Source organism: Croceicoccus esteveae (assembly GCF_031846435.1).
GTDB classification, from domain to species: Bacteria; Pseudomonadota; Alphaproteobacteria; order Sphingomonadales; family Sphingomonadaceae; genus Croceicoccus; species Croceicoccus esteveae.
On the sequence record NZ_JAVRHS010000004.1, the window covers coordinates 60,053 to 77,769 of the forward strand.

The window sequence follows — 17,717 nt, forward strand, 5'->3', positions numbered from 1 at the left end:
CGATGAACGCAGTCGACATCCTGTGCCTGTTCGGCTCTCCCACCAACCGGGAAATGGCTGAGCTTTCGCTGGTCTATACCAGGGGCTGCATCGACGCATTGCAGGCAGACGAAAGATTTCGCTTTGTCTTGCTGCATGTCGCGCCCGGCGGTGTCTGGTCCATGCCTGATGCGGCGCAAACCACGGCTATTCAACGTGCGCCAGCGCTGTCCTTTGCCCAGGCTGTCGCGGCGATAGCGAAACTGCCGGTTGCAGTCGGTCTGCCGCAGATGTTCTGCCATGCCGGGATGACCAGCCTGCGCGGGCTGTTTGATCTGCTCGGCATACCCTATATCGGCAATCCGCCTGTGCAGATGGGGTTGGCGGCGGACAAGCGTCTGGCTCGTGCCGTGGTGGCCGCCGCCGAAGTAAACGTGCCTTCCGGCATTGTCGTTCATGCTGATGGACCTGTTCCTGCTGTGGCTTTGCCGGCAATCGTGAAGCCTGCAGTTGCGGACAATTCCGATGGGGTCAGCCTTGTGCGCGCGCAAGAAGAACTGCGTGAGGCACTTTTGACAGCGTGGCGTTTTGGCGACGTGGCTCTTGTCGAGGACTTCATCGAGCCGGGACGTGAGTTGCGCTGCGGCATCATCGACCGGGCTGGCGAACGGGTCTGCCTGCTTCCGCAGGAATATCCGGTCGACGCCGATGTGCGCCCGATCCGCACCCGCAGCGACAAGCTGGCGCCGACTGCCGATGGCGGGCTGAGGCTTGTGGCAAAGGACGCCGCATCAACCTGGATTGTTGCACCAGATGACCCTGTCGTGCCGGTGTTACACGAGGCGGCATTGCGTTGCTATCGCGCGCTCGGCTGCCGGCAGTATGGATTGTTCGATTTTCGCATCGACAGGCAGAACCGCGCCTGGTTTCTCGAGGCGGGGCCTTATTGCTCTTTTTCTCCGCAATCAGTCATCGTTGTCATGGCAGAAGCGGCGGGCATTTCGCTTCCCGACCTGTTTGCAGGGATGGTCGATGATGCCAGGCAAGAGTTTGCGAATACGCAGGATATTGTGCTGCACTGACGCTGGAAAGATCTGAATATGACGAGCCTTGTAGAAACGCTGACCCATTTTGCCGCCTCCACTCCTGCGCCCGACACCAGCGTGCGGGTCAAGGAGGAACTTGACCGGCTTGCAATGGCGCCTGCATTTCAGGAATTGCTCGAGACGATGATTGCCGCTCCGGTATTTTCTCCTGCGTTCGGGCGTGATTTTGCCGCGCGTGATGCGGTTGACGCGATTGCTGCCTGCCGGATGCTGCGCGGTGCGCTCAACCTGCCGGTGGCGCAGGTGTTTCATCATCTGGCGCAGGCACTCGCTGCCCTTGGCGAGGGTGGCGAGCGATGGCATGCATTCGCAACGCTGCTTGACAGGGACAGCAGCCTTGGTTCGGTCAAGCTGCGGGAATATGTCGTGGACATGGTCCCCGATCCTGCAACGCAGCAGCATTTCAGCGCATTATGCGCGCGGCTTGTCACCGAAAATCCACATGCGCTGTATCCCACGTCGCCTTACCGGATATCGGATGGCACGGTGGAAAGCAGCGCCGATGAACGCACTGTCGAAGCGGTGATGAGCGTCAGCACATTTGCATCGATCAAGGTGGTGGACGATGTGCTCGACCCTGCCAACCGGACGTTGCGCGATATCTATCACCCGCTGGGCCGCTGCGTGTGCTTCATCGATCACAATGTCGAGGAGCATTACGGCGATCGGCTGAGCAGCTATTTCGCGGCGCAGGACATCCCGCTTGAAAAGATGGTCTTTCGGGCGATGGAGATCGACAAGGGGATAGCCACGGTCGAAAAGATGCTCGGCGAGCTGAAGCGCGTGGGCATTGCCCGGCACGAGCCGGTGCTGATCATGGGTGGCGGCGTGCTTGCCGATACAGGCGGTCTTGCGTGCGCGCTGTATGGACGCAACACCCCTTATGTGATGCTGTCCACATCCATTGTCACCGGCATCGATGCCGGGCCCAGCCCGCGGACCTGCTGCGACGGATTTGGTTACAAGAATCTGCTGGGAGCATATCACCCGCCGGTCGTTTCGCTTACGGATCGGTTCTTTTTTGGCAGCCTGCGCGAAGGTTGGGTCCGGCATGGCATTGCCGAAATCATCAAGATGGCCGTGGTCAAGAACGCGGTGCTGTTCGCCGATCTGGAAGATGGCATGTCTCGCCTGGTGGAAACCCGCTTCGGCACGGTGAACTGCACGCCTGACGATCCGATCCATGCCTTGTCGCAGAAGGTCCTGGCAGGAGCGCTCAAATCCTACATCGAGGCCGAGTACGACAATCTTTACGAAACGCATCAATGCCGCCCGCACGCATATGGTCACACATGGTCGCCGGGCTTTGAGATAAGGGTAGGGCTGCTCCATGGTCATGCAGTGGCGATCGGCATGGGTCTGGGTGCATTCCTGTCCATGCGAACCGGCTGGATCACGCAGGAGGAAATGCACCGCATCCTGGCGCTTATCAGTGGCTACGGGCTGAGCTTGTGGCACGACATCCTGGAAAACGAGACAGTGATGCGCGAAAGCCATCGCAAGATCGTGCAGAAGCGCGGTGGCAATCTGGTCGCTCCGGTGCCGAGCGGCGGCATCGGACAGTGCGGCTACCTCAATGACCTCACCGAGGATGAACTGCTTGAGGCTATTGGCGAATACCGGACGCTGTGTCAGGGTTATCCCAGAGACGGCGTCGGCATGGAGCCGATGTGCAGTGACGTCGGGCTTGAGGATCCTTCGGTAAACAGTCCGCCGTTGGTGGAGGCATGATTCCGAGGTGCAGAGTTCGACAATGTTCGGTTGAAGAACATCGCGCTGGTCGTCCGCCGCCGGTGTCCAGTGAACAGTTTTCCGGAGCGTAGCATTCCATGCACAAATTGATCCTGTCCGCCGCGATGCTCATTGGCTGTGCATCTGCTGTGCCGGCGCATGGCGCAGAGCCGATTACCGGGCGGTGGACCACGCAAGATGGCAAGGCTGTCATCACCATCGCGCAATGCGGTGAGGGAATATGCGGACGCGTGTCGAAAATTCTCAAGGGGCCACCCGGCGGTCCGCCGCTGGACCGCAACAATCCCGACGAAGGCTTGCGCAAGCGGCCCGTGTTAGGGATCAAGGTCCTGAGCGGGTTTACCGATGAAGGCAAGGACTGGCGCGGCCGCATCTACGATCCCGAAGGCGGCAAATGGTACAAATCCATTGTTGAACGCGATGGCAACATCCTGAAAGCCAAGGGATGCGTGTTGTTTGTCTGCCGCACGCAGCGCTGGACATCAGCCAATTAGGATCGAGGCAGCAGCGACGCGACAGCTCTGCCCGATGGCGCTTCAGGACCTTTGAGCCGTAATCGCGCACGGCTCGTCCTGCCGGCAATCTGCCGTTCATCGCTGCTGCCGCACCTCCGCGGCACAGGGGATGAAAAGGAAGATTTGCGATGAACACGAAACTGCTTCTTACATTTGCAGCAGGCGGCATGATGATGGGCTCGGGCCTGGCGTTTGCCCAGACGGACCTGATGGCACAGGATCCGGCGGTGGCAGAAACGCCGATGCATGGCCATGCGTCCATGCCCGGCCACGAGACCATGCCCGGTCACGAGTCCATGCCCGGTCGTACGCCGATGACGGCTCAGACGGATGCAGCGCCTGCACCATCGGCGCCGCCTGCCACGATCGACAGCGATGGCGACGGCGTCATGGATGCCTGGGACCAGCGTGGCGATGGCACCCCCGACACCTGGGACACCAATGGCGACGGACAGCCCGATGCGGTAGATAACGATGGCGACGGCCAGCCCGATGCCAATCCTGCCGTGCCTGGCGGCGAACCCGATGCAGGCTGAGCCATGATGCGCTGATGGCTGCTCTTGTCGGCCGATGCCGGACGTGCAGCTCATATGAAAGAGCAACAGGGCCGCGACCGATCTTCTGGGTCGGTGGCGGCCCTTGCCTTGTAATCCAATTGGTTGCGTTGCCGCTCACTGCCAGCGCACCGCACGTTCCTGTGCATGCCCGCTACGCCATGCGCCGGTGATGTAGCAGTGGCTGACATCCACGGTTCCAGCCCGATGATTGGCGCGGGTGCAGCCGTCGCTGCTGCGGTAGCAGGCAGCATTCTCTCAGACAAAAATGCCGGTTTATCTACAATCCCAGGCATGCGCTGTCTGGTCTGACAGTGCTGCCATCTGTGTGCGGCGCCACGCTGAACAGCATGCCAAGCCTGATACGCCAACGCAGCAACCTGCCGGCGCTGAAGATATTCTTGGCTGCCGCGTTGATCCTGTCATCTGTTCATTCGCTGCTTGCTTGTCGGCGTGGCTGCCATGCGGTGGCGGGTTTGGTGATCGTGTCGACGCGTTATTCCGGATCTGCCGCTTGAGATCATTTTTGCGGAATTGCTTCTGTGCACGAGCTTGCCTCCTTCGGAGTGAACGCCATGGTGGCAGGTTCTCACCGGTACGGCGCTCCTGCTGGTAATACTGAACGGCCTACTGTCGCCGAATATCATCGCGCGGGTTGCTTGTGACGCAGCACGGCTGTTTTATTGACAGCGACGTAAAAACGTCGGTGCTGCACTTTATCATTCCCCGACGATTGTGTCGCAACTGTCACAGCGGATGCATACGAAGATGGCGCTGTGCCTGTTTGTCCGGTTGAAGCAAGGCTCGCGCTGCTCCGCCGCCGGGTTCGCCGGGGCGTTCTGAAGAAAAGCGCCGTGCTTCCTGATCTATTCTGAACCTCGACACCGGCGGATGCACATGCTGGACGGGAACACAAGCTGGCGCGACCGGTTGGAAATGTGAACGGCCGCCGTCCGGCGCCTCATCAACACAGCATGGAAGGAAAATACAGGATGGAACAGATTTACGTTTCGGGTCTGGAAGAAAAGGCACGCGAAAAGTCGATCGAGCTGCTGAATGCGCGGCTGCTGGACTGCATCGATCTCACGCTTGCGGTGAAGCAGGCGCATTGGACGATCAAGGGCTCCAGCTTCATCGGCCTTCACGAACTGCTCGACGCCATTGCCGAGCGCATGCGCGAGCGCAGTGATACCATTGCCGAACGCTCGATCATCCTGGGTGGCCACACGGGCGGCACCGCGCAGGGCGTCACCAAGGGAAGCCAGCTTGAAGCCTATCCGCAGGACATCACTTACCAGAAGGATCATGTCGAAGCTCTGACCAAGCGCTTCATCGCATTTGGCAAGAACCTGCGCCAATCCTTTGAACAGGCTGACGAAGCTGGTGACGATGACACAGCGGACCTGTTCACCGAAATCAGTCGCGGCATCGACAAGGACGCCTGGTTCATCGGCGCGCATTACGACGAGGCAGCTGCAAACACCGGCCGCTGAAGCCACCCGCCTGGCGCGAATGCCCGCATCTCATGCCGCTGTGATGGCAGCGAGATGCGGGCCGCGTGCACTTACATCATTGGAAAGCACAAGCCCTCATGGATCTTAAAATAAAGGGCAAACGCGCGCTTATTACTGGCGCGACCGGTGGAATGGGGCACGAAACTGCCGCGTTGCTGGCGGATGAAGGCGTCGAGCTGTTTCTCAGCGATCTTGAGGAAAGCAGCCTCAAGGATCTTGCCGATAAGTATGGTGCTCAATATGCGGCGGCTGATGTGTCGAACGATGCAGGCTGCCGCAAACTGGCGGAGGCAGCGGGAAAAGACATCGATATCTGGGTGCATGCCGCCGGGGTGACGGGCGCCAAGGGCGATCCGCTGACGATGAGCGAAGACGATTGGGCGCAGCCACTCGATGTGGACTTTTTATCCGCGGTCCGGCTGGCCCGGCAGATCTGCCCGCCGATGGTGCAGCGCGGCTGGGGCCGGGTCGTGTTCATCACGTCGGAAAACGTGGCGCAGCCTTATCCTGATGAAACCGTTTACAATGCGGCCAAGTCGGCGCTCCTGAGCTTTGCCAAGAGCGTCGCGATGCAGCATTCCGGGTCCGGAATGCTGGTGAATTGCGTTGCGCCTGCTTTCATTGCCACCCCGATGACAGATGGCATGATGAAGAAGCGCGCGGAAAAGAACGACAGTTCGTTCGACGAGGCAATTGAAAGCTTCCTGGATGAAAAGCGGCCGTATCTGGTACTCGGCCGGCGCGGCAAACCCGAAGAGGTGGCATCTGTGATCGCCTTGCTTTGCAGTGAGCGCGCTTCTTTCGTTACCGGGTCCAACTGGCGCGTGGATGGCGGTTCGGTTGGATCGATCGACGTGTGATAGGCCGATAATGGAAGCGACCACGGGCTGGCCAGCATTGGCCCGGCATATCAAGGCGCACCCGGTGTCCGGCTCTCCCGAACAGCGGCGAGAAGCGTTCGACAGGCTCGCGCCCGTCGCGCAGGCTGGTACATCCGTGGACATGGGTGGGGTGTGCTGCGAACGGATCGGCATGGGTAATGGCGCACCCGTGGTGTGGGCGCATGGCGGCGGCCTGGTTTTCGGATCGACGCGGTCGCACCGGGCCATGGCGCAAGCGATCGCGGCAAGCTGCGGCCGTCCGGTGCTGCTGCCTGATTACCGGCTTGCGCCCGAACATGAATGGCCTGCGCCGCTTGAGGATCTGCTTGCGGTTGTGGATGCTTGCGACGGCCCGGTAGATCTCGGCGGAGACAGCGCGGGCGGGCTGTTGGCGCTGAATGCTGCGCTGCGTCGAACCGAAAAGCTACGCAGCCTGGCGCTGATGTCGCCTAATACTGATCGCACCGGGCTGAGTACGACGCGCAAGCGCAATTCCGCGCATGATCTGATGAACGACGATGCCGACGATCTTCATCTGGCGCAGCAAAGCTTCGGCGACGATGTAGCGGCTGTGCCCGATGCATCGCCGCTGCTTGCCGATCTTGGCAGCTTGCCGCGCGTATGGCTGACGGTTGCGACCGACGAAGTTCTGCTCGATGACAGCCTGCTGCTGGTGCAGGCGCTTGGCCGAGCGGGCGTGTCGTGCGCAGCCCACATTGAGGAAGGGCTGTCTCACCTGTGGATGCTGTGGCCCGATGCCATGCCCGTAACGCAAAGGGGCTATGACAGCCTCGGCCGGTTTCTGCGGGGCAGTGAGAAGTGACCGCAGATGCTGGCTGCCGACGCATCTGCGGCTAATCACAACATTTGCGTAAATCTGCCAACGCTGGACATGCAGGATAACCACGGCGCGGCAGCGCATCAGGTTCAGCATCTTGGGCACAATTCTTGCAAGGTTTCCATCCATGTCAACCGGTCGTAACATCGTCGTTCTTACAGGCGCAGGAGTCAGTGCCGAGAGCGGCATTGACACGTTCCGTGCCGAAGGTGGGCTCTGGGAAAATCATCGCGTGGAGGATGTCGCCACGCCCGAAGCGTTTTCGCGCGATCCCGATCTGGTGCTGCGCTTTTATGACATGCGAAGGGCTGCCATTCAGACCAAGGAGCCGAACGCAGCGCATCATGCGCTTGCCCGACTCGAAGCAGAATGGCCCCGGCGGGTGGTTGGCGGGACGGTGACGCTGGTGACGCAGAATGTCGATGATCTGCACGAACGGGCGGGATCGTTCAATCTCATCCACATGCATGGAGAGCATCTGAACGCATGGTGCCGTGCCTGCGAAATGCGGTCTGTCTGGACAGGCGCGTTGTCGCATCGGCCACAATGCCCGCAATGCGGAGCGCGGGCGTTGCGGCCCGATATCTTGTGGTTCGGCGAGATGCCTTATCGGATGGCCGACATTTACGATGCCATGCACAATGCTGACATGTTCGTTTCAATCGGCACATCAGGCGCTGTCTACCCGGCAGCGGGTCTGGTTCGTATCGCCCGCGATAACGGGGTGCAAACCCTGGAGCTCAACCTCGATCCTTCGCAAGGGTCGGATCTGTTCGACGAAAGCCGGATTGGTCCGGCGACCAGGCTGGTCCCTGGTTGGGTCGATGAGATGCTTGCTGGCACAAAGTGATCTCGCTTGACATGTGATGATGTATCATTACCGCCCTGCATCAGGGAGCCGGTCATGGGAAAATCAGTAATTACTGTGCTGCTTGTCGCGAGCAGCCTGTCTGCGGCCATGCTGGCGATGCCGGCGGCGGCGCAGGACGTTGTTGTGACCGGGAGTACTCCTGCCGCTCCGGGTGACGATTTCCACGAGCAGCCGCTCGATACCATCGTGGTCACGGCCGTCTTGCGCAAGGAGCAGCGTGATCAGCTCACCGGCACGACTGTTCTTGCAGGGCAGGAGCTTACCCGCGCGTTACGCTCGACCATTGGCGAGACCTTGAGCAGGCAACCGGGTGTCTCGGCAACATCGTTCGGGCCCAATGCGTCGCGCCCCGTGTTGCGCGGGCTGCAGGGTGAACGGGTGCGCGTGCTGACCGATGGCATAGGCAGCTTTGATGTGTCCAACACGTCTGTCGACCACGCAGTGGCGATAAACCCGCTGACAGCAGACCGGATCGAGATCATACGTGGGCCATCAGCGCTGCTGTTCGGTTCATCAGCCATCGGCGGCGTTGTCAATGTCGTGGACAATCGCATCCCGCGCAGGGTCCCTGGTGAGATCGTCCATGCAGAGGGTCTGGCGACACTGGGCTCTGCCTCGCAGGAACGCGCCGCTTCGGCTGCAATCGACGTGCCGCTGGCCGGCAAGTTCGTGCTTCACGTCGATGGAAGCTACAGCAGGAACGACGATCTGGATATTGGCGGTTTCGTCCTTGTACCTGCTGCACGCGCGGTCGCGCTGGCAAGCAGCGATCCTGACGTCGCCGCGCTCGCTGAGCTGCGCGGCACCCTGCCGAACAGCGCTGCTGAAACCTACGAGATCGCGGGCGGCGCAGCCATGGTGGTGGACAGTGGCAACATGGGTTTTTCAGTCAACCACTTCGACAGCCGATATGGCGTGCCGGTCCGTTACGCACTCACGCCGGATGCTCAGGCAGAAGAGGTGAGGCTGCATGCCCGGCAGACACGCGCGGACCTGCGCGCAGAGATTGATCTCGCGCATGCTTTTGTCGACAGTCTGCGGGTGCGTGCAGGCGTGGCCGATTATCGGCACGACGAGCTGGAGGACACCGGCGAGATCGGCACCAGCTTTTTCAATCAGAGCATCGAAGCAAGGCTTGAGCTGGTGCAGACGAAGCGCGCCGGGTGGAGCGGCGCGATTGGCGGGCAATTGTTCATCCGGGACTTCGACGTTGTGGGCGAAGAAAAGTTCGTACCGAAAAACGAAACCCGTCAGCTTGGTATCTTCACTCTTCAATCCCATGATTTCGGCAGGTTGCAAGTCGAAGCTGGTGCGCGTTATGAACACCTGGATGTCGTTGCCACGGCCGATGCAATGCTTGGCAATCCCGATGTGAGCCGCGCTTTTGACGTATTATCAGGCTCGATCGGTGCCAGCCTTGCCCTGAACGATGGTCTGCGCGTGTCGATCAACGCCATTCACTCGCAACGCGCGCCAAGTGCTGAGGAATTGTTTGCCAACGGTCCGCACGCCGGCACGCAGGCTTTTGAAGTCGGCAATCCTGCTCTCGATCCTGAAAGCAGCAATGGTATCGAAGCAACGCTCAGAAGTTGGAATGACCGCCTGGAAGTCAATCTTTCGGCGTTCTACACCCGGTTTGAAAAGTTCATCTACGAACGCGCGACAGGCGCGGTGGAGGATGGGCTGCCGGTGTTCGCTTTCCTGCAGGAAGATGCCGAATTCATGGGCTTCGAAGCAGAGGTTTTTGCCCGCGCTGCAACCGTCGGTCCTGTCCAGATCAACGTCGACGGACTGGCAGATTACACCCGGGCAAAGGTAATCGGACGCGGACCTGTGCCACGCATTCCGCCGCTGCGGATGGCAGCCGGCATCGAAGGGCAGACCCCCCGGGTCGATGCTCGCCTCGAGATTGAGCATGTGTTCAGGCAAGGCCGGGTCATCGCGATGGAAACACCGACTGGCGCCTACTCACTGGTAAACGCCTCCCTGGAGTGGCGCCCGTTGGCACGATCCCGCAGGATCAGTCTGATGTTCATCGCTGCCAATCTGTTTGATGTAAATGCCCGCCGCCATGCGAGTTTCTTGAAAGACTATGCTCCTCTGGCTGGACGGGACTTTCGTGTTTCGGCCCGCATGTCGTTCTGACTGTCCCGATAAAGCCACCTTTGCACGCTTGTCATGCGGAGAGTTAAAAGGTCGAGGCAGGCCCGGTGCTCGTGGGTGAGCGGGCAATGCTCCCTTCAGGAATTAAGGGGGCGAGGCTTGAACCACCGTTCCTAACACCAACGGTTCTTGCATCCGGTGCAAGCCGCAGGCTTCTTGCGCAATCGCGCCCGCGGCTGGATGCTACGCCAGGTCAGTGCCCGCATCGCGTTCTCCGCCAATCCGGAGTCGGGAAGCACGCTTGTTCCCGGCATGCTGGCCATGCATGAGCGGGTTTATGTCAATCGGGGTGCGCTGTTCGACTGCCATGGGAAGACACCGGGGTGCCGAGCCAGTCGGAGGCGAGAAAATCAGGCATCGGTTTGTACGTTCTCGATTTCATGACGAGGTGCGGTTGCGACCGGCAGCGCCTTTTCCGGCCTTGCGAAACCCAGCACCAGCATGCCGATCACAGCGGAGATGAATGACCCTGACAGGACGCCCGTCTTGACCGCATCGATCTGCGCAGGATCGGCAAAGGCGAGGCCGCCGATAAACAGGCTCATGGTAAAGCCGATGCCGGCAAGGCAGGACAGACCGTAAATCTGCTTGAGAGTCACGTCAGGCGGCAGGCTGGCGATGCGGGTTTTCGTCGCAACGAGGCAGGCGCCGAATATGCCGACCTGCTTTCCAATGACGAGCCCGGCGGCAATGCCGAGCGACAGCGGCGCGGCCAGCGCGTCAAGCCCGCCTGTGAAGGCAACCCCGGCATTGGCAAAGGCGAACACGGGCAATACGACGAAAGCCACGAAAGGATGAAGCGCATGTTCAAGCTTTTCAAGCGGGCGCTGTTTGCCAACCGCAATCGGGATGAACATTGCTGCTGCGACTCCGGCAAGCGTCGCATGAACGCCTGATTTGAGTACCAGCACCCACAGGACCAGCGACAGCAGCGCATAAGGAAGGATCCGCGCTACTCCCATGCGGTTGAGCACGAACAGGCCGATCAGCGGCAGCAACCCGAGCCCGAGTGCCACAAGGTTGAGATTGGCCGTATAAAACAGCGCAATGATGAGGATGGCGCCGATGTCATCAATGATGGCAATGGCCAGCAGCAACGCTTTTAACGCGACAGGAACCCGGCTGCCCAGCAAGGCAAGCAGCCCCAGGGCAAAGGCGATGTCCGTCGCTGCCGGGATCGCCCAGCCCGAAAGGTTTGCCGGATAATCGGCATTGATGGCCACGAACACGAGCGCTGGAACGACCATGCCACCGATCGCGGCATAGACAGGCAGCGCTGCCTGGTGCCAGCTGTTGAGTTGTCCGGTGACGATCTCGCGTTTTACTTCAAGGCCGACAAGAAAGAAGAACAGCGCCATCAGCCCATCGTTGATCCACAGCAGGAGCGGCTTGTTAATGGCAAGATCACCGATGCCCACGTTGATCGGAAATGCAAAGAAACTGCGGTAGGCATCTTCGCCGCCGCCGTTGACCCAGATCATGGCGAATGCGGCAGCACAGACGAGCGCCAGACCGCCGATCGATTCCTTGTTGATGAAATCGAGGATCTGGGTGCCCGCAGACTTCTCGTTTCCCGGCTCTCTCATCAGCGCAATCGCACCAGCAGAGTGAAAGAAACCGGATTATGGAACATATGTAAATCCTTCAAGATCAAGCCGCGGAGCGCAGGCGAAATACCACCACGTGGATAACATATCTTCCGATACAGACTTCTCTAGTCGATGGGAATGCTGTTATTGTTGAAAAGCTGAAACTGTTGTGCAGCAGAATAGAAGATCAATGCACAGGCAAATGTACTGGCGCGGCAAACACACAAGTAATTCGATATGAAGGCTGCACGTGCCGTTCCGTCGCGCCATCGTGTGCACCAATGCACCTGGTGTGCATCGGAACCAAACCGCGCATGCGCAGGTTTGCGGTATAATTGCATTGAAAGGCAATGTCTTGCGCCATAATCCCGCACATCAGCCCGCATTTAAGGAAGAGAATATCGGCGGTTTGTCAGGGAGGCTTGCGCCAGCGCAGGCGGTGACGGTCCGCGACCTTGTGGAGCGTCAGATCGACGGCATCCTGCGGTCGGCGCCGTTCGACAACCGGGTAGATGTTCTGGAGCTGACGACACAGATCACCGGCAATGCTGAGTGGTGCGTGTGCATGCCTGTGAGGAACGAGCAAGCCGCTTTGCCTGCTACTCTTGCTGCCCTGCGCACGGCGTCGGGCCAGTGCCCAGGTGGCGTGGTGGTCATGGTTGTAAATGACAGCAGCGACGGCTCGGCCCGGATTGTCACCGATTGGGCCATGCAGAACGGCATCGACCATGTCGTCATCGAGATCACCTGCGACGCGGCAATACGCCGTGCACCGTTCGTGCGGCGGCTTGCGCTCGACATCGGCGCACTGCTGACACCTGCAGGCGCGCTGTTGACGACCGACGCCGATACGGTGGTCAACGAAGACTGGATCGCCGGCAATCTGGCGCATCTCGCCAATGGCGCGCAGCTGGTGTGCGGCACGGTAGACGTGGACGAGAAAGCCATCGACGCGCTGCCCGGCAATGTGCGGCGGTGCGGTGACGTGGAGGGCAGATACCGCAATGACATGATCGCCCTGTGGCAGCGGTGGGCAGGCAGGGACGCGCCGCCGCTGTTCATCGGCGCCATGGGAGCAAGCCTTGCCATGCGTGCCGAAGCGTACGCGGCTATCGGCGGTTTGCCGACGCCTGCCGTGGCGGAGGACAAGGCACTTGCCTTGCTGGCAAGAATGCATGGCTTGCGCATCGTTGAAGCCGCTGATGTGCGGGTGCTCACCTCCTGCCGGACTGACGCGCGGGCGAAAGGCGGAATGGGCGATGCCTTGCTTGAACGCGCGACGAGCGATGATCCCGCATGTGACGAAGCGCTGGTCCCGCTATCGGTGTTGCAGCGCCGCGCCGATGCATGGCTGGCGCTGGCAGGTTGCGCCAATGCCGAGCTGACTTTCCTGGAGCTGTGCACCAACACGCCGCAATTGCAGGCGCGAAGGATGCACATGCAGCAAGTGGAGCGCGAACAAATCTTGAGCCAGGCCTTGTTGAACACGCGGCTGTCCGGCAATCCTGCTCCAGGTGCGCTGGACGAACGTGCCGGTTCGATGCTGTCAGGCCCGGCTGATGCAACGACGTGCGGAGCGGTCGCCTGATGGATACACCCTCTGCTCAGAAGCTTTGCACGACCAGTTCCGATGCCGAGGCAGCTGATGCTGCGCTGCTGCGGCGGATTGCGGAGCATGCCCCCTTGGTAGATCGGATCGGCGCCACCCTCGACAAGGAGGCGGGCTGGCTGCGCGAAGCTGGCTGGCTTGGCAAGTGCCTGCCAGAGGACCGGGGCGGAGCCGGGTGGGGGTGCGAGGCTGCCGGTACGTATGGAGTGTCCGCCGCGCTCTGGAACCTTGGCGCTGCCAATCTGTCGGTCGCGCGCCTGTTCGAAGGGCACGTAAATGCCGTGAAGCTGGTCATGCTGCTGGGGGCGGCCAGCCTTCTCGACGAACTGCGGGAGGCGGTCTCCAAAGGCGCGATGCTGGGCGTATGGGGCGCTGACGATCCGGATCACCCGGTGACGCTCTGCAAGGATGCCGGAGGCTGGCGCATGACGGGGCGCAAGCGTTTCGCCTCCGGCCTTGGCGTCGTGGATCATGCCATCATCACTGCCAGATGGAACGGCGCAACCCAGCTGGCAGTCGTGCCGGTGACAGACCCTGCCTGCATGGATCTGACCGGCTGGAACGTGTCGGGAATGCGCGCGACTGCTTCGGGCAGCTACAGTTTCGACAGCGTGGATGTTACCGGCCGGCTGCTTGGCAAGCCGAACGCATATTTTACCGAACCTTTTTTCGAAGGCGGCATATGGCGCTATTGCGCGGCGCATGGAGGGGCAGCGGCGGCCCTGTATGCTCAGCTGCGCGCCGCCTTGATAGCGTCGGGCAGGGCAGAAGATCCGCACCAGCAAGACCGCATGGTGGCTGCTGCCATTGCCGTGGAAACGATCCGCATGTGGACCATGAAAGCTGCGTTGGCGGTAGAAGCCGGCGAGGCCGGTCCACAGGCAGCGGCAGTGTCCCTGCTCGCTCGGCAGGTCATACATGATCTGTGCCGCAAAACCATATCGTTAGTGGAGGCTGCCTTGGGCACAGCGGCCTTCTTCGAAGGCACTGCAGTGGAGCGGGTGAGACGGGACCTGGCGTTCTACCTGTGTCAGGCCGCGCCCGATGCAAAACGGGCACGAGCGGCAGAGGCACTGACAAACGGCACCGTGCTTGCCCATTTGCAGACCGGGCAGTTCGGCGAGATCATGCCGTGACTGTGCCGCAGCATGCCGCAGGCAGGTTGCTCGACGAGGCGCGCGACGCGCCGCTTGCCTCGCTCGACCTGCTGAGCCCGGGGCGGGGCCTGCTGCTGATCATCCCGCACCCCGATGACGAGGCGCTGGGCTGCGGCATGGCGCTGGCCGCGGCGGCAGCGGCGGGTCGCAGCATCGCTATCGTGTTGCTGACAGATGGCGAAGGGTCGCACCCCTGCTCATCCGAGTTTCCATCGGATCGGCTGCGGGCAGTGCGCCAGGAGGAACTTGCATCTTCGCTGACCATCCTGACGGGCGGCAATCCCGTGCCTGTTCACCGCCTTCAACTGCCCGATGGTCGCGCTTCGGCGGCAATGGTGTCAGACGCGCAACTGGCAGCGCTTGCCGCGCTTGCCGGTCACATCCGCGCCAGCAGCATCTGGACCAGTTGGCGCGGTGATCCGCATTGCGATCATCTGGCCGCGGCCGAGTTGGGACAGCGGCTTGCCGCCAAGCTGGTCTTGCCGCTGTGGTCCTTTGCCGTATGGGGCCGGTTTGGCGATGCCGGAGCCGGTGGAGCACAAGTTGTGCGGTTTGTTTCGGCGGCGCACCAGCACCTGAAGGCGCTGGCGATTGCTGCACATCGAACGCAGATGACGCAGCTTGTCGCCGATGATCCGACCGGTTTTATCATGCCTGGCAAACTGATTGAACATTTTGCCGGCTCAGCGGAGATATTCCTCCATGACAGGGCATGACGGCCGTGCCGGTACGTTCGACCGCTTGTTTGACGGCGATCCTGACCCATGGAACTTCGCGCACAGCGAGTATGAGCGAGCGAAGCGTGAGGCTTCAATCGCCGCCTTACCGCGCGCATGTTACGGCACCGCGCTGGAAGTGGGCTGTGCCACTGGCTATCTCACTGCCATGCTGGCACCGCTGTGCGACCGGCTGGTGGCGCTCGACACGTCGCACACGGCGCTACAGCTTGCATCGGACCGGCTGAAGCCGTTTGCCGGCGTGCAATTGGTGCGAGCAGATGTGCCGGCTGACTGGCCGGCTGGCGCCTTCGACCTTGTCGTTCTTTCCGAAGTGCTGTATTTTCTTGGCGCGGAAGAAATAGCAGATGTGGCGCGCCTTGCGTGCGGTGCGCTGGCGCAGGATGGCCATTGCCTCCTCGTAAACTGGACCGGTCAAAGCAATCTGCCGCTCACCGGCGATGAGGTGGTCGATCTGTTCGAGCGATCCGCCTCCTGGCAGGTGCTGCACCGCCAGCGTGCTGAAAATTACCGGCTGGATCTGTTTGCAAGCAACGCGAGGCCGTAGCGCCTGCAGGTTTGCCTCACACCGATTGAGTGTCGAGTGCCGGCGGGCGCCCGGCCAATCGGAACTGGCTACCGGCGCGCGCGTTGAGCAGGGGAAGACAAAACTTTTCTGTTTAAGAAGGAAAAAGAATTATGGCGGCTCCCGAAAACCTGATGGATTGCTACACTGAAGAACTGGCCGACAACTGGTCTGCCAATGATCAGATGGAAAAGATGGTTCGCAAGCTGGCGGCTGCTGCCGGTGACGCCAAGCTGAAGCAGCGGCTTGAAAAATCGGCGGAAGGCATCGCTCGCCACACCGAAGTCATCAAGGAACTGCTTGATGATTGCGGCAAGAGCAGCAAGGAACATTGCAAGGGCATGGAAGGCCTGGTGAAGGAAGCGCAAAAACATGTGCTCGATGCCGGTATCAAGGATGATGACGTTCGTGACGTGATCATGATCGCGCAATATCAGCGGATGTGCCACTACGGCATTTGTGGCTTCGGAACGGCGAAGGCCTTTGCCGAAGCGCTGGGGAAGGACGATCACGTCAAGAAGCTCGACAAGATCACCTCGTCAATTTACGATGCCGATGAAAACATGACCGATCTTGCAGAGCGTAGTGCCAATCTGCATGCGAAGAACGCTGGGTGAGCCTGAGGCTTACGTCAGCAGTTCTGTTCACGCATTATCGTGAAAGACAAGGCCGGAGCCGGGATACCCGCTCCGGCTTTTTCATGAGCTTTTCTGTGACGGCCTGCCGCGGCTGTAACCTAGTCGATATCCGGCACCTGCCGATACAGCCGCCAGACATCATCCTTGTCGGCCAGATCATGCCCCGGGTTCATGACCGCTGCGGCGCCGGCGGCAAGTCCGAACCGGAACGCATCGTCGATCGTCCAGCCTTCGCCCATGCCGTACACCATCGCTGCGAGAAAGCTGTCGCCTGCGCCCACCGCACTTCTCGTGACAACCTTGACAGCGGGCACAAAGCGGGTGCCGCTGGCGTCAGCAAGCAAGGCGCCTTCGTGTCCCAATGTGACGGCGACATTGCGCGCCTTGTTGCTGCGGACAAGGTCCATCGCCGCTGCCCGGAGGGATTCCCTGCTGTCAAGAGGGCGACCGGCAAGCTGTGCAAGTTCACCGATGCTGGGGGTGACAAGATGAATTGCACCTGCGGCCAGTCCGCCGCTGAGACCGGCACCGGAACTGTCGAGAACAAACGGTATGCGGCGGCTCGCCATGATTGACGCGACACGCGCGTAGAAATCGCCGGGGATGCCAGGCGGAAGCGACCCGCTCGCCACCAGGAATTCACATTCCACATCCCGCAACCGGGCAAGACATTCCCGCCACTCTTCAGGCAGGATCGCCGGGCCAGGCGGGACGAACCGGAACTCCTTGCCGCTTTCGCGTTCGAGTGCCGCAAAACTGATCCGGGTGGGGCCGCTGATCGCGACGCGATTGCGGCTGAGCCCCTGTCGGTCGAGCAGATTGTCGAGTGCCGCGCCTGTCACTCCTCCCGCAAGGTAATGGCAGGTCGCCTGTCCGCCGAGGCGAGCAAAGACCCGTGCAACATTTATGCCGCCTCCGCCGGGTGCATAGAACTCCGAGTTTGTGCGGATTTTGCGCGTGTGGAACACGCGGTCGACTTCATAGGCGACATCGATGGTCGGGTTCAGCGTCAATGTTGCGATTTGTGTCATGCTGGCATCGAACGCATCTGTTCTCAAACGTCAATGCCAAAATGGCTCGCTACCGAACCGTCGATGGGGTGCCCAGAGACATTGTGCCGCTAATGTGCCGGCATTGCGCCAGCATGACGGGACAAACGCGTGTTCATGATGCTCTTCGATGAAGCCAAATCCTCAGGCTCGGCCGGCAATTACTGCTTGTCGCAATAACACACCTGTGAAAAAGGTTA

The 17,717-nt window shown here is 60.7% G+C and carries 16 protein-coding genes; 14 read left to right on the top strand and 2 right to left on the bottom strand.

Features of this window, described 5'->3' with window-relative positions; translation table 11 throughout:
- The first annotated feature begins 2 nt into the window (after nt 1-2).
- From RM533_RS06880 to RM533_RS06920, 9 genes are all read left to right on the top strand, one after another.
- On the top strand, nt 3-1,061 hold the full coding sequence (locus RM533_RS06880) for a D-alanine--D-alanine ligase family protein (protein ID WP_311340488.1): 1,059 nt from the start codon (nt 3-5) through the stop codon (nt 1,059-1,061).
- An 18-nt stretch (nt 1,062-1,079) separates the two neighbouring features.
- The gene (locus RM533_RS06885) at nt 1,080-2,816 is read left to right on the top strand and encodes a sedoheptulose 7-phosphate cyclase (protein ID WP_311340489.1); all 1,737 of its coding nucleotides are present in this window, start codon (nt 1,080-1,082) and stop codon (nt 2,814-2,816) included.
- Nucleotides 2,817-2,914: 98 nt separating this feature from the next.
- Nucleotides 2,915-3,331, top strand: a complete 417-nt coding sequence (locus tag RM533_RS06890; RefSeq protein WP_311340490.1) for a DUF2147 domain-containing protein — start codon at nt 2,915-2,917, stop codon at nt 3,329-3,331.
- A 149-nt stretch (nt 3,332-3,480) separates the two neighbouring features.
- On the top strand, nt 3,481-3,888 hold the full coding sequence (locus RM533_RS06895) for a hypothetical protein (RefSeq protein ID WP_311340491.1): 408 nt from the start codon (nt 3,481-3,483) through the stop codon (nt 3,886-3,888).
- 1,010 nt (nt 3,889-4,898) lie between these two features.
- Complete coding sequence (gene dps / locus RM533_RS06900; RefSeq protein WP_311340492.1) at nt 4,899-5,399, top strand: DNA starvation/stationary phase protection protein Dps; 501 nt, start codon at nt 4,899-4,901, stop codon at nt 5,397-5,399.
- Between the two features lie 98 nt (nt 5,400-5,497).
- The gene (locus tag RM533_RS06905) at nt 5,498-6,280 is read left to right on the top strand and encodes an SDR family NAD(P)-dependent oxidoreductase (protein ID WP_311340493.1); all 783 of its coding nucleotides are present in this window, start codon (nt 5,498-5,500) and stop codon (nt 6,278-6,280) included.
- A gap of 10 nt (nt 6,281-6,290) precedes the next feature.
- Nucleotides 6,291-7,124, top strand: coding sequence for an alpha/beta hydrolase (locus RM533_RS06910; RefSeq protein WP_311340494.1), 834 nt, complete (start codon nt 6,291-6,293; stop codon nt 7,122-7,124).
- Between the two features lie 142 nt (nt 7,125-7,266).
- On the top strand, nt 7,267-7,989 hold the full coding sequence (locus RM533_RS06915; protein ID WP_311340495.1) for an NAD-dependent deacylase: 723 nt from the start codon (nt 7,267-7,269) through the stop codon (nt 7,987-7,989).
- Between the two features lie 54 nt (nt 7,990-8,043).
- Nucleotides 8,044-10,155, top strand: a complete 2,112-nt coding sequence (locus RM533_RS06920) for a TonB-dependent receptor (RefSeq protein WP_311340496.1) — start codon at nt 8,044-8,046, stop codon at nt 10,153-10,155.
- Between the two features lie 368 nt (nt 10,156-10,523).
- Here RM533_RS06920 and nhaA read toward each other — a convergent pair whose 3' ends face one another.
- Complete coding sequence (nhaA, locus tag RM533_RS06925) at nt 10,524-11,759, bottom strand: Na+/H+ antiporter NhaA (RefSeq protein WP_311340497.1); 1,236 nt, start codon at nt 11,757-11,759, stop codon at nt 10,524-10,526.
- 442 nt (nt 11,760-12,201) lie between these two features.
- Between nhaA and RM533_RS06930 the strand changes: the two genes are divergently transcribed.
- From RM533_RS06930 to RM533_RS06950, 5 genes are all read left to right on the top strand, one after another.
- Nucleotides 12,202-13,350 carry a glycosyltransferase family 2 protein gene (locus RM533_RS06930; protein ID WP_311340498.1) on the top strand — a complete coding sequence of 383 codons (1,149 nt, stop codon included), beginning with the start codon at nt 12,202-12,204 and terminating at the stop codon, nt 13,348-13,350.
- Entirely contained in the window at nt 13,350-14,507 is a 1,158-nt protein-coding gene (locus RM533_RS06935) for an acyl-CoA dehydrogenase family protein (RefSeq protein ID WP_311340499.1), read from the top strand. The genes RM533_RS06930 and RM533_RS06935 overlap by 1 nt, the downstream gene beginning before the upstream one ends.
- Entirely contained in the window at nt 14,504-15,244 is a 741-nt protein-coding gene (locus RM533_RS06940; RefSeq protein ID WP_311340500.1) for a PIG-L deacetylase family protein, read from the top strand. Before RM533_RS06935 ends, RM533_RS06940 begins: the two co-directional genes overlap by 4 nt.
- Nucleotides 15,231-15,812, top strand: a complete 582-nt coding sequence (locus RM533_RS06945) for a class I SAM-dependent DNA methyltransferase (RefSeq protein WP_311340501.1) — start codon at nt 15,231-15,233, stop codon at nt 15,810-15,812. The genes RM533_RS06940 and RM533_RS06945 overlap by 14 nt, the downstream gene beginning before the upstream one ends.
- A 131-nt stretch (nt 15,813-15,943) precedes the next feature.
- Complete coding sequence (locus RM533_RS06950) at nt 15,944-16,447, top strand: ferritin-like domain-containing protein (protein WP_311340502.1); 504 nt, start codon at nt 15,944-15,946, stop codon at nt 16,445-16,447.
- Between the two features lie 119 nt (nt 16,448-16,566).
- Here RM533_RS06950 and RM533_RS06955 read toward each other — a convergent pair whose 3' ends face one another.
- Entirely contained in the window at nt 16,567-17,499 is a 933-nt protein-coding gene (locus RM533_RS06955) for a 1-phosphofructokinase family hexose kinase (RefSeq protein WP_311340503.1), read from the bottom strand.
- Nucleotides 17,500-17,717 lie beyond the last annotated feature (218 nt).